Here is a 21,208-nt window from a genome sequence, read left to right as displayed (position 1 = left end):
CTTTAAGCCATGTTCAGAAGGCGAGGCAAGGATATGACCAAGGACGATCAGCAGGGCACGCCCCAGACCGACGCTGCCGAAACCACCGGTACCGAACAGGAAAACCTCAAGTTCACCCGCCAGCGCGGCAAGACGGTGGACGCCGAGGGCACCGAACTCGACAGCAGCCCGGAAAATGACAACATGGCCGAGGACGCCGAGGAAGCGGGCTTTCCCGGCATGGACGAGAACATGTTCGCCCAGGTGCAGGAGATGATGGGCAAGCTGGAGCGCGTGGACGAGCTGGAAAAGGAGAACGCCGACCTGCGCGGCCGCCTGGGCCGCCTCGCCGCCGACTTCGAGAGCTACCGCACCCGCATGGGCCAGGACGTGGCCGCCGCGCAGGGCCAGGGGGTCGCGAAGGCCGCCGAGCAGCTCATGCCCGTGTACGACGACCTCGACCGCGCCGTGACGATGGGCAGCGGCGACCCCGCCAAGTTGATCCCCGGCGTGCAGGCGGTGCAGAACCGCGTACTGAACACCTTCGCGGCCCTGGGCCTGGAAGCGACCGGCAAGGAAGGCGAGGCCTTCGACCCGCAGTGGCACGAGGCCCTGCAAGTGGTGGACGGCGACGCCGACGACGTGATCGTGCAGGTCTACCAGGTGGGTTTCCGCATGGGCGACCGCCTCGTGCGCCCGGCCCGCGTGGTCGTGAGCCGCAAGGGATGATCCAGCCGTGACGAGGGGCCGCCAGGGCGAGCGACGCCGGCCCTCAGCAGGGGACGGCCGGCCCGCCGCGCCGCTGCCCCCCGGCGTCACGCTCGAACAGGTCGTGCGCCACCTGCACGCCGAGTACGGCTGGGAAGAACTGGCGCGGCGCATTCCGGTGCGCTGCTTTCAGCGCGACCCCAGCGTGGTCAGCAGCCTGAAGTTCCTGCGCAAGACCCCCTGGGCGCGCGAGCAGGTCGAGACTGAGTACGTGCGCCTTGCCCGGCGCGAGGACGCCAACCCGGTGATCGACGCCCTCAAGCGCGGGCAGGTGCCCGACCCGACCGGCGTGTCCCAGACGCGCCTGCACGGGGCGCTGGCCTGGATGCTGCGGCACGTGCCGCAGAACGCCGTGAACCTGAACACCTACGTTCTGCCCACGCTGGCCGCCGTGCAGGACGTGAACTTCTGGCCCGCCGAGGAGACGATGCCGCTGCTGAACCGCGCCATCGAACAGTCGCACCCCGGCGAGGGCGACTACGAACCCGGCGTGGTGGCCGAGTTGCTGCGGCGCGGAGCCGACGCCGACGACGGGCGCTACTGGCCGCCGCTGCTGCACGCCGTGGACGTGGAGGGCCGCGCCTACCGGAGCCGCAGCCGCGCGCCGCGCACCGATCTGCTCGACCTGCTGCTCGCGCACGGGGCCGACCCGGGCGTCACCGACCCCCAGGGCCACACGGCCCTGAGCATCGCCCAGGCCTACGACCTGCGCGCGGCCATGAACAAGCTCTCGCCCCCCGCCTGACCCGGACCCCGCTCTTTTTCCGCTCCCCCACAGGAGGCACCGCATGGCCTACAAGGACTATTACGACGTGTTGGGCGTGTCCAGGGGCGCGTCCGACGCCGACATCAAGACGGCGTACCGCAAGCTCGCCAAGCAGTACCACCCCGACAAGAACCAGGGCGACGAGAAGTCGGCCGAGCGCTTCAAGGAGATCGGTGAGGCCTACGCGGTCCTCAACGATCCCGAGAAACGCAAGCTGTACGACCAGTACGGCCACTCGGGGCAGGTGCCGCCCGGCGCGTATCCCGGCGGCGCGGGCGGCGCCCAGGGCGCGGACTTCGGGGGCTTCGACCCCTCGCAGTTCTCGGACTTCTTTCAGGGTCTGTTCGGGCAGGCCGGGCGGCGGGGCGGCGGCTTCGCAGGTGCGGGCGGCTTTCCGGGCGGCGCGGGGGTCAACCTCGAAGACCTGCTCGGCGGCGGCATCGGCGGCGCGGGCCAGGGACGGCGCTTTGTGCAGAATGTGGAGGGCGAGTTGCAGGTGACCTTGCAGGAAGCCTTCGGCGGCTCCGACGAGGTCATCAACGTGGACGGCAAGCGCCTGAGCCTGCGCGTGCCTGCCGGGACCCGCGACGGCGCCCGGCTGCGCCTCGCCGGGCAGGGACCGGGGGGCGGCGACGTGCTGCTGACCATCCGCGTGCTCGAAGACGCCCGCTTCGATCTCGACGGCGACAACCTCAGCACCAGCATCGACGTGCCCGCGCCCGTGGCGGCGCTGGGCGGCGACGTGAAGGTACAGACCATCGGCGGCGCGGCCGGCAACCTCACCGTGCCGCCCGGCAGCAGTGGCGGGCGCCGGATGCGTCTGCGCGGCCAGGGCTGGCCCAAGAAGGACGGTACGCGCGGGGACCTGTACGTACGCCTGAACGTGACCGTGCCTGCCCAGCCCAGCGACGAGGAAAAAGAGCTGTACCGCAAGCTGCGCGAGTTGCAGGACAAGTGAATGGGGGAGGCGCGGGGGGCCGGAGAGACTGTTGTCTCCGGCCCCCCGCGCTCCGTCGAGGCTGGCCTCATCCCTGGCCCCGGACGGGCCGCCCCTGTGGCACACTGGCCCCTGCACCTCGCCCGCTTTCCCTCATCCAGGAGGTTGAAGATGTTCCAGCGAACCCTATTCCGTCTGCTGCCCGCGCTGCTGGGTACGGTCCTGGCGACCGGTACGGCCCAGGCCGCCTGTTCCTCGCCGTATTACCCCGTGCGTGAAGGCCTGACCCGCAGCTACCAGGGCACCGTCGCCGGGCAGAAGCTCGCCTATACCGAGACCATGAGCGCCGTCACGGCGCAGGGCTTCAAGGTCACCACGACCATAGGGGGCAACGCGGTGACGGCAGCCTTCAAGTGTGGGCCGAACGGCGTGACCGGTTCCCCGAGCGTGTCCACGCCGGGCCTCAAGGTCACCTCGCTGACCACGCGCGGCGTGACGCAGCCGCCCCGGCTCGCCGTCGGCACCACTTGGAGCTCCGGGGTGACCCTGGTGGGCACGGTGCAGGGGCAACCCATGCGCAACGAAACCAACATCACGCTGAAGGTCGTGGGGCGCGAGAAGGTGAAGGTGCCGGCCGGGACCTTCACCGCCTTCAAGATCGAGTCCACGACGACCACCAAGATCACGGCTGCGGGTCAGAAACTCGACACGCCGCCGACCCGCAGCACGACCTGGGTGGCCGAGGGGGTCGGCAACGTCAAGTCGACGGTGGGATCGCCGCCCACCTCCATCGAACTCGTGCGGTACAAGTAGGGAGTACTCGGACCGGTCCTGAACGAAGGTCCGGTCCCGAGGCCCTGCCCCCACCGGGAGCGGGGCCGCCCCTCCCTCAGACGGTCGGCTGGCTGATGCCTTCCAGCGCGGCCGCACCTTCCTCGGAAGAGGCGCGCACGGCGAGGTCGGCGAGACTCACGATGCCCACCACCCGGTCACCTTCGGTCACGGGAACGCGGCGCACCTGCCGGTCCGACATGGTGCGCGCCGCCTCCTCGACTGCGGTGCCGGCGTCCAGCGTGAGCACGTCTCCCGTGGCGTAATCGGTCACGGGGCTGCCCAGGTCGTGCCCGTAGGCCACGGCGCGCACCACGATGTCGCGGTCGGTCAGGATGCCGCGCAGGGTCTGGCCGTCCATGACCAGCACGTTCCCGATGTCCTGTTCCCGCATGAGGCTGGCGGCTTCCTTGAGGGTCGCGCCGCTGTCCACCGTGCTGAGGTCCTGCGTCATGATGTCCCGGAGAATCGCCATGCCTCACCCTAAGGGCGCGCCCGGCCGGGCGGGTGGGCCGGGGCTTAGGGCTTTCTCAAGCCAAAGCTGACGCCCGTCTCAAGGGGGGCTGAAGTCCGGCTCAATGCCGCCCGGCGCGCGGCGGCGGCCCTTGCCCGTACCATAGGCACAGATGCGTGTTCCCGCCCCGACCCTCCTGTGCAGCGTCCTTCTGGTGACCGGTGCCCTGACCCTCGTCCCGGCCTGCGCCGCCAAGCCCGAGGCGGCCCCGCCTGCCCCGGCCCAGGCCGGCCGCACGCCGGTGCTGACGCCCATGGTCGTCGCCCGTTATCCCCATGCCACGGACGCCTTTACCGAGGGCCTGCAATATCTCGGCGGCGGTACCTACATCGAGAGTACCGGCGAGGTCGAGGGCAGCAGCGTCTCGGGCGTGCGCCGCGTGGACCTCAAGACGGGGCGGCCCCAGCGCGAGGTCCCCACGCCCCTGGCAGGTGCATTCGGCGAGGGCGTGACGGTCCTGAACGGCGCGGCCTATCACCTCACCTGGAAGGACGGCGTGGCCTTCGCCCTCGACGCCGTGACCCTGCGCGAGACCGGGCGCTACCGCTACCAGGGCGAGGGCTGGGGCATCACCACCGACGGCAAGAGCCTGATCATGGGCAGTGGCAGCCCCGAACTCGTGTGGCGCGACCCCCGCACCTTCGCCGTCCAGAAGCGCCTGACCGTCACGGACCAGGGTCAGCCGGTGCGCAACCTCAACGAGCTGGAATACGTGCAGGGCAGCCTCTACGCCAACATCTGGCTCACCGACCGCATCGCGCGGATCGACCCGGCGACCGGCAAGGTCACGGCCTGGATTGACGTGTCGGCCCTGACCCGCGAGGTCAGCAGCCGGAGCACCGGCATGACCTTCGACGACGTGGCGAACGGCATCGCTTTCGTGCCCGAGCGCGGCACCCTGCTCCTGACCGGCAAGCGCTGGCCCACCCTGTTCGAGGTCCGGCTGCCGGGCCTGAAGGCCGAGGGGGCCACCACCGGCGCAGGCCGGGCGCGCGGCAACTGAGGGCCGCTGCTCAGGCAGGAGCGGGGCGCCGCCGCGCCGCGACCGCAGTCCAGATGTCGGCCGACAGGTCGTTTTCCGGCCGAGTGGCGTCCATTACCAGAACGCGCCCGGGCTCGGCGGCCGCCAGCGCCAGAAACCCCTCACGGACGCGGGTGTGAAAGGCGAGGTCGGCGCGCTCCAGCCGGTCGGGCTGGCCGCGCCGGGCCGCGCGGGCCAGCCCCAGCGCCGGATCGAGGTCGAGGAGGACCGTCAGGTCGGGGCGCAGACCGCCGGTCGCCTCCTGCGTCACGCGCTCCAGAAAGCCCAGGTCCAGCCCGCGCCCATACCCCTGATAGGCCAGCGTGGAGTCGGCGTAGCGGTCGCACACCACGACCTCGCCGCGCTCCAGGGCCGGCCGGATCACCTCGGCCACGAGCTGGGCGCGGCTGGCCGAGTACAGGAGGAATTCGGGCAGCGGCCCCATCTCCAGCGCCGGGTCCAGCACCACCCGGCGCACCTCCGTGCCCAGCAGGGTGCCGCCCGGCTCGCGCGTCTCGGTGACCGTGTGGCCCGCCGCGCGCAGCCGGCGCACCAGCGCCGCGAGCTGGGTGCTCTTGCCCGCGCCCTCCGGGCCCTCGAAGGTCAGGAAGAGGCCCGGTGCGGGAGGGGTCACAGGCCGGTGGGGAAGTTCAGGAACTGCCAGGGCAGGCCGAACTCCTCTTCCAGCCGGGCGGCCAGCGCCCGCACGCCGAAGACCTCGGTCTCGTAGTGCCCGGCGTACACCACGTTCACGCCGTACTCGAAGGCCTCGTGGAAGAACTTGTGCTCGGGTTCGCCGGTCAGCAGGGTGTCCAGGCCCATCGCGGCGGCCTCGGGCACGCTGCCTGCGCCGCTGCCCGACAGGATGCCCAGCCGGCGCACGGTCGGAATGCCTCCGCCGTGGACGAGGCAGATCTCGCCGGTCAGTTTCTGGATGCGGTCGGCGAAGTCCTGGAGGCTCTGCTCGAAGGGCAGTTCGCCCGCCACGCCGATCTTGTGCCCCTGCCAGTCGCCGAAGGGCACGCGGTTCTGGAGGCTCAGCGCGCCGGCGATCATGGCGTTGTTGCCGACCTCGGGGTGGGCGTCGAGGGGAATGTGGGCGGCGTAGAGGTTCAGGTCGGCCATCATCGCCGTACGCACGCGCTCGTGGTGCGGGCCGGTCAGGGCCAGGGGGCGGCCCCAGAACAGCCCGTGGTGGACCAGCAGCAGGTCGGCGCCCGCGTCGGCGGCGGCCCGCAGGGTGTTGATGCTGGTGTCCACGCTCGCGGCCACCCGGCGCACGGTCTCGGTGCCCTGAATCTGCAGCCCGTTGAGGCTGGGGTCGGGCAGGCGGCCCACGCCCAGGTATTCGTTCAGCCAGCGCACCAGCGTGTCGCGTTCGACCTCGCCGCGCGTGTGGGAAATGCCGGAAGCAGTCATGACGGCCAGTATGGTCCAAACACCCAGTTCTGCACCATCATGGTGCACTTTCGCCGGGCTGCGCCGGGTGGCGGTCCCTGACGGTCCTCAACCGGATGCTGAAGGGGACAGCCAGGAAAATTCGCGCCTGCCCAGTGAAGGCGTGCGCACGGCTGGCTGCTTCAGGCCGCCCCGGATAGGCCCTGCGGAGCGCCGGATGGGCCTGGGACGGGGCGTGAAGCGGGCCGTCGGCCTGAACAGGCCGTTGCCGGCTGCCGGGCTGCCCGAACGGGTTCCCCCCTTGCCTGCGGGGGGCGGTGAGCCTGTCCAACTCGGGGACGGACTGTCCGCCCGCCGACGGCCTGCTCAGTTCGCCGGGCAGCTCTTGGCCGACTGCGCCTTGACCAGCTCAGCCGTGCGGGTATCGACCTTGGTGATGACGTCGCGGTTGTCGACCTCGTTGAACACGATGCCTGGCCAGAAGAAAAGCGCGAACAGGACATTTTCCTTGCTCACGCCTTTCTTCGACTCGGCTTCGGCGCGGATGCTGGCGAGCTTGCCCAGCTCGTCCTTGATCTCGGCACAGTTCAGGTCCGTGACTGGCCGGGCGGTGGCCTGGGTGTATTTCGGTGCGCAGGACGCCAGCGAGAGGGCAGCGATCAGGGAAAGTGGAAGCATCATCTTCTTCATACAAATCACAGATAGCACAGCTGAAATCTCAGTTCTGCCTCATTTGAGTCACGCTACCTCGGTGGGTGCGGCCGAGAGGACCGGCCCGTCCCATCCAGTCTCTTACGGCTTATTAGGCAGCCTCCGCCTCCCAGGGCCTAAATCCTTTATGCTGCGGGGTACATGAGTGCCGTGATCCACCTTCAGGCGCTGGGCCTGACCGAGTACGAGGCGCGCGCCTACACTGCCCTGCTGGCGCTCGGCCGGGCCGTACCCGCACGGGTGGCGCGGCAGGCGGGTATTCCCCGGCCCAAAATCTACGAGACCCTCGAACGCCTGGAGGGCCGGGGGCTGGCTGCCAAGATGGGCCAGAACCCCCTGGAATACGCGCCCTTGTCGGCGCGGGAGTATCTGGCCCGCTCGCGGCGGTCCTTCGACGACCGGCTCTCGGCGCTTGATCGCGACCTCTCACGCCTCACGCCCGACCCCGCACCCGAGGCCGTATACCACCTGTACGGCGACGCGGCGATGCGCAGCCTGGCCGAGGACCTGATTCTGAATGCCCGCCAGAGCGTGTATATGGCGGGCGACCCCGAACTGGCCGACCGGCTCGAACACCTCACGCCGCGTGGGGTCAAGCTCCTGCGTGCCGACCTGCGCGGTCTGCCCGAAATCGCCGCGCTGGGTCAGGTCGCTTTTTTGCTGGCGCGCGACGGCGAGGCGGCCCTCATCGCCCACTTCATCGGGGCAGGCCAGCCGGGCGAGCCGCACGGTGTTCATACGCACAACCCGGTGATCATCCACCTGATCGAGGGGTACATCGAGCTGGCCGTGAACCGCAACGCCGCGCCCGCCCCGGCCGCCGGCGGCTGACCGGCAGCCATCCCGGGCGCAGACAGGCACGCATAAACCTGTAAGACTCCGGCGCGTAGCGTGAAGGCCTATGAGCGTCCTCAACGGTTTGCTGTCGGCGCTGGTCCGGGAAGGGGCCAGCGATATTCACCTGCGTGCGGGTGGGCCGCCGGCCGGCCGCATCAGCGGCGAGATCCGGCGCTTCGGCGAGACCCGGCTGGCGCCCGAGCATGTCGCCAACTTCGCCCGCGAGATGATGCCCCGCCCCGAGATGTGGGACACCTTCCTCGAGCGCCGCGAGGCCGACTTCGCCTATGGGCTCGCGGGGGTGGCGCGCTTCCGCGTGAACGCCTATTTCCAGCGCGGCAGCGTGAGCCTGATCATGCGCGTGATCGAGGACAAGCCCATTCCGACCTTCGCGCAGCTGGGCCTGCCCGAGCAGACCTTCAACCAGCTCGCCGAGCACGAACGCGGCCTGATCCTGGTGACCGGCCCCACCGGCAGCGGCAAGACCACCACGCTGGCCAGTCTGCTCGACCACGTCAACGCCACGCAGGCCGTGAACATCGTGACCCTCGAAGACCCCATCGAGGTGCTGCACCGCGACCGCAAGGCCATGATCAACCAGCGCGAACTGGGGATCGATACCCTGAGCTTCTCGGCGGGGCTGCGCGCCAGCATGCGTCAGGACCCCGACATCATCCTCATCGGTGAGATGCGCGACAAGGAAACCGTCGAGGCGGCGCTCTCGGCCGCGCAGACCGGCCACCTCGTGATGAGCACGCTGCACACCCAGGACGCCATCCGCACCGTGGGGCGCATCATCGACTTCTTCGCGCCGCACGAGCGCGTGACCATCCGGCAGTCGCTCTCGGAGAGCGTGGTGGGCATCGTGAGCCAGCGCCTGCTGCCCAGGGTGGGCGGGGGCCGCGTCATGGGCATGGAGGTCATGCTGGGCACGCCGACCATCCGCGAGTGCATCAAGGACCCCGAGCGCATCGACGAGATCAAACAGGCCCTTCTGGAAGGCGGCATGCTGGGTATGCGGACCTTCGACCAACATCTCGCCGAACTCGTGACCTCCGGCCTGATCACCGAGGAGACGGCGGTCGGGGCCGCCACCAGCCCGCACGAACTGCGGCTGCTGCTCATGCGCCGGCAGTTCGCCTGAAAGGCTGCATAAAAGGCGCCGCCGGGAGGTCGATCCCCGGCGGCGCCTTTTATGCGGTGTGGCCTCAGTCGGTCGCCACGGCGTCGCTGCGCACGTTCGCGCTGCCTTCGGGAATCGGCACGATGGGCTTTTTCAGGATGCCCAGCAGCAGGGTGCTGACCGCCGTACCGACCACCAGCGACACGATATACATGGGCAGGTTGGTCACGGCGTTGGGGATGAGCAGCACGAAGATGCCGCCGTGTGGGGCGCGCAGCAGGCAGCCCGAGGCCATGCTGATGGCGCCCGCCGCCGCCGAGCCGATCATCAGCGAGGGGATGACCCGCAGGGGATCGCGCGCCGCGAAGGGAATCGCGCCTTCGGTGATGAACGAGATGCCCAGCACGCCCGCCGCCTTGCCCGCTTCGCGCTCGTCGGTGGTGAAGCGGTTCTTGAAGATCAAGGTGGCGAAGAACAGCGCCAGGGGAGGCGTCATGCCCGCGACCATCGCGGCGGCGATCGGGCCGTAGACCTGGTTGGTCAGGAGGCCGGTGCTGAAGGTATAGGCCGCCTTGTTGATCGGTCCGCCCATGTCGAAGGCCATCATGGCCCCGATGACGGCGCCCAGCGCGCCCGCCGAGGTCTGCCCCAGACCCTGGAGCCAGTTCGAGGCGGCAGTCAGCGCGAGCGCGACCGGCTTGCCCACCACGTACACCATGATCAGGCCGGTGATGGCGGTGCCCAGCAGCGGCAGCAGCAGGGTGGGCTTGAGGCCTTCGAGGGTGCGCGGCAGCCGGATGCTCTGGTTGAGCCAGCGCGTGACATACCCCGCCAGGAAGCCCGCGATGAGCCCGCCCAGGAAGCCGCTACCCCCGCCCAGGGCCAGCAGGCCGCCGATCATGCCCGGGGCGAGACCAGGGCGGTCGGCGATCGAATAGGCGATGTACCCAGCCAGTACCGGCACGAACAGCCCGAAGGCCCCGGTACCGCCCCCGATCTGGAGGAGTGCCGCACCGAAGGACCCTTCCGGTGGCCGGATGCCCCCGAACGCGAAGGCCAGCGCGATCAGCAGGCCGCCCGCGACCACGAAGGGCAGCATGTGGGACACGCCGGTCATCAGGTGCTTGTAGGCGCTGGGCACACCCGCATTTTTGGCATTTTTGGCCGCCGCCGCCTGGGCCACGTAGTCGCCGCCGGCCACCGGGGCCGCCGCCGTGGTCGCCGCGCCGTACAGGGTGGCCTGGTCCAGCGCCGTGCGCACGACCGCCGCCCCGTCCTTGATGGCGGGCTTGGTGCCGGTCTGGTACACGCGCTTGCCCTGAAACCGGTCGAGGTTGACGTTGGTATCGGCCGCGATGATAACCACGTCGGCTGCCGCGATGTCCTGCGCGGTGAGTTGGTTGCCCGCGCCCACGCTGCCCTGCGTCTCGACCTTGACGTTGTACCCGAGCGACTTCGCGCCGCCTTCCAGGCCCTCGGCCGCCATGAAGGTGTGCGCGATACCGGTGGGGCAGGACGTGATGCCCACGATGTTCTTGGGGCCGGTACTGGCGGCCGGAGCGGGAGCCGCCGGGGCTGGCGCGGAAGCCGCCTGGAGGGTCCGCTCGGAACCGGCGGCCGGGCTCGCCCCCACGCCGGTCGCCTGGGCGATCAGCGCCGGGGCGTTGCGGATGGCGTCCTGCGTGCTCGCACGAATGACCGGCTTGCCGGCGAAGCGCGACTCGTCGACTTTCACGTCGGCGGCCAGGATCACGGCGTCGGCGGCCTCGATCTCGGCGCGGGTGAGGGTGTCGCCCGACCCGACGCTGCCCTGCGTCTCGGCGCGCAGCTCGTGTCCGGCCCCGGTCGCCGCGCGCCGCAGCGCCTCGGCGGCCATGAAGGTGTGGGCGATGCCTGTGGGACAGGCGGTGACGGCGACCAGTTTAGCCATGATGCGCGCCTCCTTGAGAGGGGAAAAGGGGTGAGGGAAACGGGAGAGGAGAGAACGGACCTCGGGTGGATTACACGGCCGACACCTGCACCTGCGCGGCGTAGCCGTCGAGCTCCGCGCGGGGCGGCAGGTGCGCGCCCAGTCGGGTGATGTTGCCCACGCTGAAGCTCGTGGCGCGGCGGGCGGCGTCCGGCAGGCTCAGCCCGGCGAGGTGCGAGGCGACCAGCCCGGCCACCATCGCGTCGCCCGCGCCCACGGTCGAGACGACCTGCACGCGCGGCGGCAGGGCGCGCACGGTCCCGGCCGCCGTGACGATCAATGCGCCCTGCTCTCCCTGCGACACTGCCACGACCTCCGCGCCGCGCGACAGCAGCTCACGGGCCGCCGCGAGCACCTCGGCCTCGCCGGTCAGGGAACGGCCCAGCGCGGCCTCCAGCTCGTGGATGTTCGGCTTGACGAGCTGCGGCAGCACCCCTGCCCCCAGCACCGAGGTCAGCGCCGCGCCGCTCGTGTCCAGGGCCACGTAGGTCCCGGCCGCGCGCAGTTCGGCCACCAGCTCGGCATACAGGTCCGCCGGGACGCCCGGCGGCAGGCTGCCCGCGAGCACGAACACGCCGCCCCCGGTCGCCAGCTCGCGCAGGCGGGCGCGCACCTCGGCCAACGCCTCCGGCGCCGCGCTCAGGCCCGGCAGGTTGATGTCGGTGGTCTCCTGCGCCGCGTGGTCGCTGAGCTTGACCCCGACCCGCGTCGCGCCCGGCACCCGCACGAAGGCGTCCGTGATCCCCTTCCCGCGCAGCAGCGCCTCGAAGGGGGCCGCGTTGTCCGCGCCCAGCAGGCCGGTGGCCGTCACGTCCAGGCCGCCCGGCTCATCCCGGCCCCAGTCGGCCAGGAAGGACGCGACGTTCACGCCCTTGCCGCCCGCGTCGGTCTGGAGGCTCTGGCCGCCGTTGACCTCGCCCAGCCGCAGGCCGTCCACCCGCACGGTCATGTCGAGCGCCGGGTTCAGGGTCAGGGTCACGACTCGGGTCATGGCTTAGCCCCGCACCAGCGCGCGCACGGCCTCGGCATTGGGCTGCGCGAGGGCCTCGGCGGCCAGGCGGCGCAGTTCCTCGGCGCTGCGGCGGCGCAGGGCGGCCTTGACGGTCGCCACCTGCGGCGTGCTCACCGACAGCTCCTTGACGCCCAGGCCCGCGAGCATCAGCGCGCCTACCTCGTCGCCGGCCGCGCCGCCGCACACGCCGACCCACTTGCCGTGGCGCTCGGCGGCGTCCACCGTCAGCTTGATGAGCTTGAGGACCGCCGGGTGCATGGCGTCGGTCTGGCGGGCGAGCTGCGGGTGCAGGCGGTCCATCGCCAGGGTGTACTGGGTCAGGTCGTTCGTGCCCACGCTGAAGAAGTCCACTTCCTGCGCCAGCTCGTCGGCGATCAGGGCCGCCGAGGGCACCTCGATCATCACGCCGAGCGGAATGCGCGGCACGTCCAGCTCGCGCCGGACCTCGTCGAACATGGCCTGCGCCCGGCGGAAGTCTTCGAGGGTGGCGATCATCGGGAACATGAGGTGGACGTTCGGGTGATCCTTGGCGACGCGCGCCACCGCCCGCAGCTGCGGCAGGAACAGGTCGGGCCGCTCGAAGCACAGCCGGATGCCCCGGATGCCCAGGAAGGAGTTGTCCTCGCGGGCCAGCCCCAGGTAGGGCACTTCCTTGTCGCCGCCGATGTCCAGCGTGCGGATGATCAGGGGGCGCTCGCCCAGTGCGGCGGCCATCGCGCGGTATTCCTGCTCCTGCTCGTCTTCGGTGGGCACGCTGTCGCGCTCCAGGAACAGGAACTCGGTGCGCATCAGGCCCACGCCCTCGGCCCCGGCGTCGAGCGCCCCGGCGGCGTCGGCCGCGCGGTTGATGTTCGCGGCGATTTCCACCCGCTTGCCGTCCGAGGTCGCGCCGGGTTCGTGGCGGGCCGCGCGGGCGGCCTCGCGCTCACGGGCCAGCACGCCCTGGCGTTCCTGCGCGCCCGTCACGTCGGCGGCCGAGGGGTTCAGGTACAGCCGCCCCGCCGCGCCGTCCAGAATCGCGTGCGTGCCGTCGGGAATGTCGAGCAGGCCTGCGCCCGCCGCGACCACGGCCGGCAGGCCCAGCCCGCGCGCGATGATCGCGGTGTGGCTCGTCGGGCCGCCCTGCGCGGTCACGAAGCCCAGCAGCGAGTCCGGCCCCAGGCGGGCGGTGTCGCTGGGCGTCAGGTCGGGGGCCAGCAGGATGACCGGACCGCCGGTCTCCACGCGGTCCTCGCCCAGCCCCAGCAGGTGACGCAGCACGCGGCGCTGCACGTCGCTCAGGTCCACCGCGCGGGCGGCCAGCGTGGGGTCGTCGAGCTTCTGGAGCTGCGCGACACGCTCGCCGGTCGCCTGCTGGTAGGCCCAGGCCGCGCCGTGCCCGTCGAGGATGCGCGCCACGGCGTCCTGCACCGTGCCCTCGTCGGCCAGCAGTTCCTGGTGAGCGCGGAAGATGGCGGCCTTGTCGGCCCCGAAGCGCGCCTGCACGTCGTCGATCAGGTTCAGGAGTTCGGTGTGCGCCGCGCTCAGGGCGGTGTCGAGCCGCTCGGCCTCGGTCACCGGGTCGCCGCCGGGGGTGTCGCGCACTTCCAGGGCGCGCGGGGCGTGCTGGCGGGTGTAACCCACGACCAGCCCGTCGGCGGCGGGGACGCCCTCGACGGTGGCCCCCACCTGCGCGGGCACCCAGTCGGGTTCGCGGCGCTGGGGCTTGGCCTGCGCGGCGGCCGAGGGCGCGCTCAGGTCGTCGCCCAGCCCGGCGCGCATGGCGTCGGTCACGGCCTTCAGGGTGGCCTCGTTGTCGCTGCTCACCGTGACCAGGGTGCCCTGGGTCAGGCCCAGGCTCAGCATTTCCATGAGCTTGGTGGCGTCGGCGCTCTTGCCCTCGCCCTTGCTCAGGCGCACGCGCGCGCCCGACTTCTTGACGATGCCCGCGAGCATCGTCGCGGGGCGGGCGTGCATACCCTGCGGGTTGGGCAGCGTGACCTGCGCGCTGTAGGGCAGGCCGTCAGGGGTCGTCTCGGCCCGTACGGCGGCGGCGGCCGGGGCCACCTGCAACTGCTGGGCCTGCTGCGGCTGCGTGCCTTCGCCCAGCGGCGTCCCCGTGGCCGGACGCTCGCCGGTCAGGGCTTCCTGGATGTCGGCGGGGTCCGTGGTCACCCACAGCTTCTCGACGAGGTCCTCGTCGCCCAGCACGCGCGTCAGGCGGCGCAGGATCTGGAGGTGCTCGTCGCTCGCCGCCGCGATGCCGATGACCAAATGTACCGGCTCGTCTTCCTCGCCCCACTGCACGCCGCCGGGAAGTTGCACGACCGCGATGCCGGTCTGCCGGATCAGGTGGCGCGACTCGGGCGTGCCGTGCGGGATGGCGATGCCGTTGCCCAGATAGGTGTTCGCCTGGGTCTCGCGCGCGCGCATGCCCTCGACGTAGCCGGGGTCCACGTTGCCGTTGTCGGCCAGCAGGCCCGCGACCTGCGCGATGGCCTCATCCTTGGTGCGCGCCTGGGCACCGATTTTTACCAGTTGCTGTGGGAGCTGAATCATGACGGTCCCTTCCTCCGGGGCTGTGCGCGGCCCGGTCGTCCCCTGGGGACGCAAGATTCCTGAAGAATCGTGATCAATTTTGAGCAATTCCGATCATACTCCGGCAATTCTCGTCGCGCAATGGCAGCGGAACCCGGTGGGCTAGAAACAGGGCATGTCGTTCAGGGCGACCTCCGGAGGCGTGTGGCCGTGGGCGTGGGGCAGCGTCGGCGGTGGGGGCGCTTCCAGAATAGGCCGCCCCCGCCCGGCCCGCCGGACCTGACCAGCGCAGAATTAAGATTCGCCCAGGTGCAGCGAGTATGGCGGCCCCCAGGGCCTGCCGGGGCCGCTTCGTCCAGCCCGGTCACGCGCCGCTCCTTATACCCGGTCTACCGTTTGAGAGGCGAGAAAGGTGTTCCCTGTCCTATATGAGAGGCAGATGCTGCTCAGAATGAGTCAACCTGAATGCAAGGTGAAGGAGACCGTCTATGACCACCAATTCTGCGAGCACTGCCGGGGCGACTTCGGGCAAGGACCGCGTCCAGAAGTTCGGACGCTTCCTGAGCGCGATGGTCATGCCCAACATCGGGGCGTTCATCGCCTGGGGCCTGATCACGGCCCTGTTCATCCCGACCGGCTGGCTGCCCAACGCCAACCTCGGCAAGCTCGTCAGCCCGATGATCACCTACCTGCTGCCCCTCCTGATCGCCTATACGGGCGGGCGCATCGTGGCCGACCACCGCGGCGGCGTGCTGGGGGCCATCGCGGCCATGGGCGTCATCGTGGGCACCGACATTCCCATGTTCATCGGGGCCATGATCATGGGTCCGCTGGGCGGCTGGGTCATCAAGCAGTTCGACCGCAACGTGCAGCACCGCATCGCCCCGGGCTTCGAGATGCTGGTCAACAACTTCTCGGCCGGCATCATCGGCATGCTGCTCGCGATCCTCGGCTTTTTCGCCATCGGGCCGGTCGTCGAACTGTTCAGCAAGGCCGTGGCCGCCGGCGTGCAGTTCCTGGTGAACGTACACCTGCTGCCGCTCGTGTCGCTGCTCATCGAACCCGGCAAGATCCTGTTCCTCAACAACGCCATCAACCACGGCATCCTGACGCCGCTGGGCACCGCGCAGGCGCAGGAAACCGGCAAGTCCATCTACTTCCTGCTCGAAGCCAACCCCGGCCCCGGCCTGGGCCTGCTGCTGGCCTACTGGGTCTTCGCCAAGGGCAGCATCAAGAGCTCGGCGCCCGGCGCGGCCATCATCCACTTCCTGGGCGGCATCCATGAGGTGTACTTCCCCTACGTCCTGATGCGCCCGATCCTGCTGCTGGGCGTCATCGCGGGCGGCATGTCCGGCGTGGCGACCCTGGTGGCCCTGAACGGCGGTCTGGTCTCGGCGTCCTCGCCCGGCAGCATCTTCGCCATCCTGGCCCTGACCCCGCGCGGCGGTTACTTCGCCAATATCGCGGCGGTGGCGGTGGCGGCCGTGGTGTCCTTCCTGGTGTCGGCGGTGTTCCTGCGCGGCGCCTCCTATACCGAAGACGATCTGGCCACCGCCCAGGCCGAGTCGCGCGCCAACAAGGGCGTGCCCGCGGCGGCCGGCGCTCCGGCCCTGGCCGCCGCCGGCCCCGCCATCGGTGAGGGCGGCGCGGTGCGCAAGGTGGTCTTCGCCTGCGACGCCGGCATGGGGTCGAGCGCGATGGGCGCCACCGGTTTCCGCAAGAAGGTGCAGGCCGCCGGCCTCCCCATCGAAGTGACGAACACCGCCATCGACGCGATTCCGGCCGACGCCGACATCGTGGTCACGCAGCAGAACCTCACCTCGCGCGCGCGCGCCAAGGCCCCGCAGGCCCGGCACGTGTCCATCGACAACTTCATCGGCAACCCCATCTACGACCGCATGGTCACCGAGCTTCAGGCCGCCGCCGAGGCGACCCAGGTGCCCGCGCCCGCCGTCGCCGCGCAGACCGCGCCCAGCACGGCGCGCGCCGCGTCGGGCGTGGCCGCCGCCGCTGCCGGAACGGGCGCGGCCGTCGCCGTGGCCCCCGCGCCGACCCAGACCGTGCCCCAGGGCAAGGGCGACGTGCTGCGCCGCGAGAACATCGTGCTGGGGCTGGGCAGCGTGCCGCGCGATCAGGCCGTGACCCGCGCGGGCGACCTGCTCGTGAAGTCGGGCTACGTCTCGGCCGACTACGTGCCCGCCATGCTGGAGCGAGAGAAGGTCGTGAGCACCTACATCGGCAACGGTGTCGCCATCCCGCACGGGGTGGGCGCGGCCAAGGCCGCCATCCGCACGAGCGGCATCGTGGTCACCCAGTACCCCGACGGCGTGGACTTCGACGGCGAGCGCGCCTACCTCGTCATCGGCATCGCCGGGGCGGGCGACGAGCACCTCCAGATCCTGTCGCGCATCGCCGACGCCCTGGAAGACGAGGCCACCGTGATGCGCCTGGCACGCACCCGGGACGCCGACGAGATCTACCGCACCTTCACCGCCTGACGCGGCTGCACAGCCGGAGCGCCGACCCCACCGGTCCGGCGCTCCCTTTTTTTGGCGTTCATGGCTGGACGCCCTGCCAGAGCGGCGCAGTACAGTCACCCCCAGGAGGCATACCATGACCACATCCCAGGCGACCGATCCGAAACCCACCGCCATCCAGTTCGGGGCCGGCAACATCGGGCGCGGCTTCATTGGCGCGCTGCTCGCGCACAGCGGCTACCGCGTGGTGTTCGCGGACATCAACGAGGCGGTCATCTCCGCCCTGCGGGACCAGGGGCGCTATACGGTGCAGGTGCTCGATGTCGAGCGCCGCAGCGAGGAGGTGACCGGCGTGACCGGCATCCTCTCGAACGGCCCCGAGATCGTGCCGGCCGTCGCCCAGGCGAGCCTGATCACCACGGCGGTCGGCCCCAACGTCCTGAAGATCATCGCGCCGACCCTGGCGCGCGGTATCGAGGAGCGGGCGCGGGCCGGTGCGGGCGACCTGAACATCATCGCCTGCGAGAACATGGTCGGGGCCAGCTCCTTCCTCAAGGAACAGGTCGAGTCGCATCTCTCGGAAGAGGGCCGGCGCTACGCCGACGAGCATGTGGGCTTCCCGAATTCCTCGGTGGACCGCATCGTGCCGCCCTTTTCCAGCGAGAATCCGCTCGACGTGGGCGTGGAGGCCTTCTACGAGTGGATCGTCGAGCGCCCCGCCTTCAAGGGGCCGGTGCCCGACATCGAGGGCATGAAGCTCACCGACAATCTGGTGGCCTACGTGCAGCGCAAGCTGTTCACCCTGAACAACGGGCACGCCGTCGCCGCGTACCTGGGTGTGCGCCGGGGGCTCGACACCATCGAGGCCAGCATGAACGACCCCGAGATCGCCGCCGAGGTGCGCGCCGCCATGGAGCAGAGCGGCGCGGCCCTGGTCCGGCGCTACGGCTTCGACCCGGCCGAGCACGCGGCGTACATCGACAAGATCATGGGCCGTTTCCGCAACCCCCACATCCGCGACGAGGTGCTGCGCGTGGGCCGCGAGCCGCTGCGCAAACTGGGGGCCGCCGACCGCATCGTCGGGCCGGCCCGCATGGCTGCCGAGTACGGCCTGCCCACCGACGCCCTGCAACGCGGCGCGGCGGCGGCCCTGCGTTACGACAACCCCGCCGACCCGCAGGCGGCCCAGCTTCAGGCCATGATCGGGGAGCGCGGCATCGAGGCCGCCGTGACCGAGGCGACCGGCCTGGAGGCGGGCAGCGACCTGCACCGGGGCATCGTCGAGGCCTACCGCGCCCTGGGCGACTGAGGGGACCGGGGCCGACGTGCCGGTCCATAAACCCCCTGTGAATGGCCCGGGCCTCTCGCCCCGCCGCCCGCCCGCGTAGCATGGCCGCATGATCGAACGCAGTTTCCGCATGACCGATCCGCAGGGGATGCACGCCCGTCCGGCCAGCGCCGTGGTCAAGGTCGCCAAGGGTTTTTCCAGCGACCTGACCCTGGTGGCCGAGGACGCGGTGAGCCTGAAGAACATGATGAAGATCCTCAGCCAGGGCATCCAGCCCGGCACCACCTTCACGGTGCAGGCCAGCGGCGAGGACGAGGCGGCGGCCATCCAGGCGATTGCCGACGTGCTGAAGAACGAGGGCCTGGCCGAAGAAGCCTGAGTCCGGCGAAGGGGCAGGGGAGGCCGCTGCGGTTCGGGCGGCCTCCCACCCTGCGGCGACAAGTTGCGCACTTCTGAGCAGTTCTGGAGATTTGGCCGTATGCTGGCGGCACATGACGGCTCCTCTCGCGGAAGAACGGCTTTCGCGCATTCTCGATCTCCTCTCGGTGCAGGGTCCCCTGCGCACGACGGCCATCACGGCCCGGCTGGGGGTCAGCGGCGCGACGGTGAGGCGTGACCTCGACACCCTGGCGCGGCGCGGCCTGATCCGCAAGGTACACGGCGGCGCGGCCCTCGCCAGCCAGGACCAGCAGTACCGCGACCGGCAGGAATTGCGGCAGACGGGCAAGCGCCGACTGGCCGAACTGGCCGTGTCCCTGATCGCGCCGGGCGAGACCGTGTACCTCGACGCCGGAACCACCGCCCGGCAGCTCGCGCAGGCGCTGCGGCGCACCCCGGCCCTGACCCGTACGCTGCGGGTGGTGACGCACGGCCTCGACGTGGCCTATGAACTCAACGGCGAGTGCTCGCTGTACGTCATCGGGGGCGAGGTCTACACCAGCACCTACAGCCTGACCGGTCCCGACGCGCTCGCGGCCATCGGGCGGTACAACTACGACCTGTTTTTCGTGGGCTGCACCAGCATCGACCCCTCGGGTCACCTGACCAACAGCAACCTCCCGGAAGCGGGCCAGAAGACGGCGATCATGGCGCGCTCGCGCCGCAGCGTCCTGCTGGCCGACGGCAGCAAGTGGGGCCACGCGGGCTTCGCCGCCTTCGCCGCCTTCAGTGACCTCTCGGCCTGGGTGACCGATCAGGCGCCGCCCGGGGCCCACGCGGCTTTCACTGCCGCCGGGGTGCCGGTGCTGTCGGCCGAGACTCCGGACGCCGCACGCCACGCCGCTGTCCTGCGGCCGGCGGCCATTCCATGAGCGCGCCGTCGCCCGTCCCCGATTCGCGGCTGCCCATCGTCGTGGTCGGGGGCTTCCTGGGAGCGGGCAAGACCACCCTGGTCAACCACCTCATCCGCTCGCTGCCGCACCGGCTGGGGGTCATCGTCAACGAGTTCGGGGCGGTGGGGGTGGACGGGGCCCTGATCGAGCGGCTTCAGGACGACGTGACCGAGCTGACCGCCGGCTGCCTGTGCTGCACCGGCCGCGACGACCTCGTGCGCGCCCTGGTCGAGATCGGTCTGCGCCCCCAGAAACCCGACGCCGTGATCGTGGAACTCAGCGGCGTGGCCGATCCGACGCCGGTCCTGGCGACCCTGCTGGACCGGGCGGTACGCGCGGCCTTCCGGGTGGTGACCCTGGTCGCCGTCGTGGATGCCCGGCACGCCCTGACCACCCTGCGCGATCATCCCGAGGCCGCCCGGCAGCTCGCCTACGCGGGCGTGGTCGTACTGAACAAGACCGACGTGGCCGACCCGGCGCAGCTCGACCACGCCGAGGCCGTGCTCCGCGGCGTCAATCCTCTGGCCCGTGTCGTGCGGGTCGAGCGCGGACAGCTGGACGCGGCGGCCCTGCTGGCCCGCGACGACTTCAGCGGTGACCCGGACCTCTCTGCGGCCGGAACGGTGGCTGTCCACACGCCAGGGCTGCGGTCCTTTGTGCTGCGGGCCACGCGGCCACTGGACCCCTATGCCTGGCAGCGGTTCATGACCACCTATCTGCTCAGCCGCCCCGCCGAGGTGCTGCGCGCCAAGGGCTTTCTCGACCTGCACGGCTACCCGCAGCGCGTGATCTTCCAGGCGGTGCGCGACCTGTTCACCGCCGACGCCTGGGAGCCGGGCAACGGCGAGAGCGAACTCGTCGTCATCGGGCGCGGCCTCGACCGGCCGGAGTACGAGGCGGCCTTCGCGGCCTGCATGGTTCCGGAAGCCTGAACCCTAAAGAAATTCCGGAGCCGGGTCCACCGGTTCTGGTCCGGCCGGGCGCACAGTGGGGCATGGACAGCCGGCCCAGTGACCGCCTCGAAACCGCCGTCAGCGACCACGGCACGCTGGAGGTCGTGGCCGATACGGTCCAAAAGGTCCTGAAGGCCGCCGAGGGGGTCCTTCCCGCCCGCGTGCTGGAGACCCTGCACGGCGAGTTTCTGGGGCATCCGCTCCACCCCATCCTCATTCATCTGCCGCTGGGCGGCTGGATGCTCGCGGGCCTCCTCGACTTCATGCCGGGGGGCGACGAACGCACCGAACACGCCGCCGACATCGTCCTGACCCTCAGCACGCTGGGCGCGGTCCCCACCATCGCCACCGGTTGGGCCGACTGGTCCAACACGCGCGGACAGGCCCGCCGCACCGGCCTGATCCACGGGGCACTCAACGAGGCGGCTTTCTTTCTCAACGCCGGGTCGGTCGTCGCGCGGCGCCGGGGAAGGCGCAGGCTGGGCAAGGTGTTGTCGGGCGGCGCGCTGGGGCTGGCCCTGGCAGGCGGATTCCTGGGCGGGCAGCTCGTATACGGCCACGGCATCGGGGTGGGGCAGACGCTCACCAGGCCGCAGGGCTGAGGACCGGGAGCCTATGCTGCGTCCATGACCCTGCATCCGGACCTGAAGTTGCCTTCCCCCGACAGCCTCGACCAGGCCACGCCCGAAGAGGTCGCCGCCGGGCTCAACGGCCCGAACGGCACCGGACTGAGCGGCACGCTGGGCGAGCGACTGGGCCTGCGCTACGTCTCGGCC

21 protein-coding genes (1 of these 21 cut by a window edge) are annotated in these 21,208 nt (G+C 70.7%); 14 read left to right on the top strand and 7 right to left on the bottom strand.

Going from position 1 to position 21,208, the window contains the following annotated elements:
- The first annotated feature begins 33 nt into the window (after positions 1–33).
- The 4 genes from DGO_RS13385 to DGO_RS13370 all read left to right on the top strand — a co-directional run bounded on the left by DGO_RS13385 (position 34) and on the right by DGO_RS13370 (position 3,263).
- A complete protein-coding gene (locus DGO_RS13385; RefSeq protein WP_014686050.1) occupies positions 34–708 on the top strand; it encodes a nucleotide exchange factor GrpE in 675 nt (224 codons plus the stop codon).
- A gap of 7 nt (positions 709–715) precedes the next feature.
- Positions 716–1,492: a VF530 family DNA-binding protein gene (locus tag DGO_RS25015; RefSeq protein WP_083847297.1), complete on the top strand. Its 777-nt coding sequence runs from the start codon at positions 716–718 to the stop codon at positions 1,490–1,492.
- Between the two features lie 43 nt (positions 1,493–1,535).
- Positions 1,536–2,471, top strand: coding sequence for a DnaJ C-terminal domain-containing protein (locus DGO_RS13375; protein WP_014686048.1), 936 nt, complete (start codon positions 1,536–1,538; stop codon positions 2,469–2,471).
- A 150-nt stretch (positions 2,472–2,621) separates the two neighbouring features.
- On the top strand, positions 2,622–3,263 hold the full coding sequence (locus DGO_RS13370) for a TapB family protein (protein ID WP_014686047.1): 642 nt from the start codon (positions 2,622–2,624) through the stop codon (positions 3,261–3,263).
- 76 nt (positions 3,264–3,339) lie between these two features.
- Here the strand turns inward: DGO_RS13370 and DGO_RS13365 are convergent, their stop codons facing one another.
- The gene (locus tag DGO_RS13365; RefSeq protein WP_014686046.1) at positions 3,340–3,756 is read right to left on the bottom strand and encodes a CBS domain-containing protein; all 417 of its coding nucleotides are present in this window, start codon (positions 3,754–3,756) and stop codon (positions 3,340–3,342) included.
- Between the two features lie 151 nt (positions 3,757–3,907).
- Between DGO_RS13365 and DGO_RS13360 the strand changes: the two genes are divergently transcribed.
- Positions 3,908–4,798, top strand: a complete 891-nt coding sequence (locus DGO_RS13360; protein ID WP_043802470.1) for a glutaminyl-peptide cyclotransferase — start codon at positions 3,908–3,910, stop codon at positions 4,796–4,798.
- A gap of 10 nt (positions 4,799–4,808) precedes the next feature.
- Here the strand turns inward: DGO_RS13360 and tmk are convergent, their stop codons facing one another.
- From tmk to DGO_RS13345, 3 genes are all read right to left on the bottom strand, one after another.
- Positions 4,809–5,450 (bottom strand): dTMP kinase, encoded by a 642-nt coding sequence (gene tmk, locus DGO_RS13355; RefSeq protein WP_043802469.1) that lies wholly within the window; start codon positions 5,448–5,450, stop codon positions 4,809–4,811.
- A complete protein-coding gene (locus DGO_RS13350) occupies positions 5,447–6,235 on the bottom strand; it encodes a Nif3-like dinuclear metal center hexameric protein (RefSeq protein WP_043802467.1) in 789 nt (262 codons plus the stop codon). The genes tmk and DGO_RS13350 overlap by 4 nt, the downstream gene beginning before the upstream one ends.
- 345 nt (positions 6,236–6,580) lie before the next feature.
- On the bottom strand, positions 6,581–6,892 hold the full coding sequence (locus DGO_RS13345; RefSeq protein ID WP_145975334.1) for a hypothetical protein: 312 nt from the start codon (positions 6,890–6,892) through the stop codon (positions 6,581–6,583).
- Between the two features lie 174 nt (positions 6,893–7,066).
- On the opposite strand from DGO_RS13345, the gene DGO_RS13340 reads away from it, so the two are divergent.
- Entirely contained in the window at positions 7,067–7,756 is a 690-nt protein-coding gene (locus DGO_RS13340) for a TrmB family transcriptional regulator (protein WP_014686041.1), read from the top strand.
- 70 nt (positions 7,757–7,826) lie between these two features.
- A complete protein-coding gene (locus tag DGO_RS13335; RefSeq protein WP_014686040.1) occupies positions 7,827–8,906 on the top strand; it encodes a PilT/PilU family type 4a pilus ATPase in 1,080 nt (359 codons plus the stop codon).
- Between the two features lie 64 nt (positions 8,907–8,970).
- Here DGO_RS13335 and DGO_RS13330 read toward each other — a convergent pair whose 3' ends face one another.
- The 3 genes from DGO_RS13330 to ptsP form a co-directional block, all read right to left on the bottom strand.
- The gene (locus DGO_RS13330; protein WP_014686039.1) at positions 8,971–10,815 is read right to left on the bottom strand and encodes a PTS fructose-like transporter subunit IIB; all 1,845 of its coding nucleotides are present in this window, start codon (positions 10,813–10,815) and stop codon (positions 8,971–8,973) included.
- Positions 10,816–10,885: 70 nt separating this feature from the next.
- Positions 10,886–11,845, bottom strand: a complete 960-nt coding sequence (pfkB, locus tag DGO_RS13325; protein WP_043802464.1) for a 1-phosphofructokinase — start codon at positions 11,843–11,845, stop codon at positions 10,886–10,888.
- A 3-nt stretch (positions 11,846–11,848) separates the two neighbouring features.
- Entirely contained in the window at positions 11,849–14,404 is a 2,556-nt protein-coding gene (gene ptsP / locus DGO_RS13320) for a phosphoenolpyruvate--protein phosphotransferase (protein ID WP_014686037.1), read from the bottom strand.
- Between the two features lie 467 nt (positions 14,405–14,871).
- On the opposite strand from ptsP, the gene DGO_RS13315 reads away from it, so the two are divergent.
- From DGO_RS13315 to DGO_RS13285, 7 genes are all read left to right on the top strand, one after another.
- Positions 14,872–16,881: a PTS mannitol transporter subunit IICBA gene (locus DGO_RS13315; RefSeq protein WP_014686036.1), complete on the top strand. Its 2,010-nt coding sequence runs from the start codon at positions 14,872–14,874 to the stop codon at positions 16,879–16,881.
- A gap of 115 nt (positions 16,882–16,996) precedes the next feature.
- Positions 16,997–18,169 (top strand): mannitol-1-phosphate 5-dehydrogenase, encoded by a 1,173-nt coding sequence (locus tag DGO_RS13310; protein ID WP_014686035.1) that lies wholly within the window; start codon positions 16,997–16,999, stop codon positions 18,167–18,169.
- Positions 18,170–18,257: 88 nt separating this feature from the next.
- Complete coding sequence (locus DGO_RS13305; RefSeq protein ID WP_014686034.1) at positions 18,258–18,527, top strand: HPr family phosphocarrier protein; 270 nt, start codon at positions 18,258–18,260, stop codon at positions 18,525–18,527.
- Between the two features lie 112 nt (positions 18,528–18,639).
- Complete coding sequence (locus DGO_RS13300; protein WP_014686033.1) at positions 18,640–19,458, top strand: DeoR/GlpR family DNA-binding transcription regulator; 819 nt, start codon at positions 18,640–18,642, stop codon at positions 19,456–19,458.
- Positions 19,455–20,411: a CobW family GTP-binding protein gene (locus tag DGO_RS13295; RefSeq protein ID WP_043802462.1), complete on the top strand. Its 957-nt coding sequence runs from the start codon at positions 19,455–19,457 to the stop codon at positions 20,409–20,411. The genes DGO_RS13300 and DGO_RS13295 overlap by 4 nt, the downstream gene beginning before the upstream one ends.
- Positions 20,412–20,473: 62 nt before the next feature.
- Positions 20,474–21,034, top strand: coding sequence for a DUF2231 domain-containing protein (locus DGO_RS13290; RefSeq protein ID WP_043802459.1), 561 nt, complete (start codon positions 20,474–20,476; stop codon positions 21,032–21,034).
- 24 nt (positions 21,035–21,058) lie between these two features.
- Positions 21,059–21,208, top strand: partial view of a PaaI family thioesterase gene (locus tag DGO_RS13285; RefSeq protein ID WP_014686030.1) — the beginning only. The gene runs 327 nt beyond the window's last position; 150 of the gene's 477 nt are visible here — the first part of the coding sequence; its start codon is at positions 21,059–21,061; its stop codon lies off the right edge, out of view.

Origin of the sequence: Deinococcus gobiensis I-0 (assembly GCF_000252445.1) — a bacterium.
GTDB classification, from domain to species: Bacteria; Deinococcota; Deinococci; order Deinococcales; family Deinococcaceae; genus Deinococcus; species Deinococcus gobiensis.
This window is presented reverse-complemented; position numbering and strand designations above follow the sequence as displayed.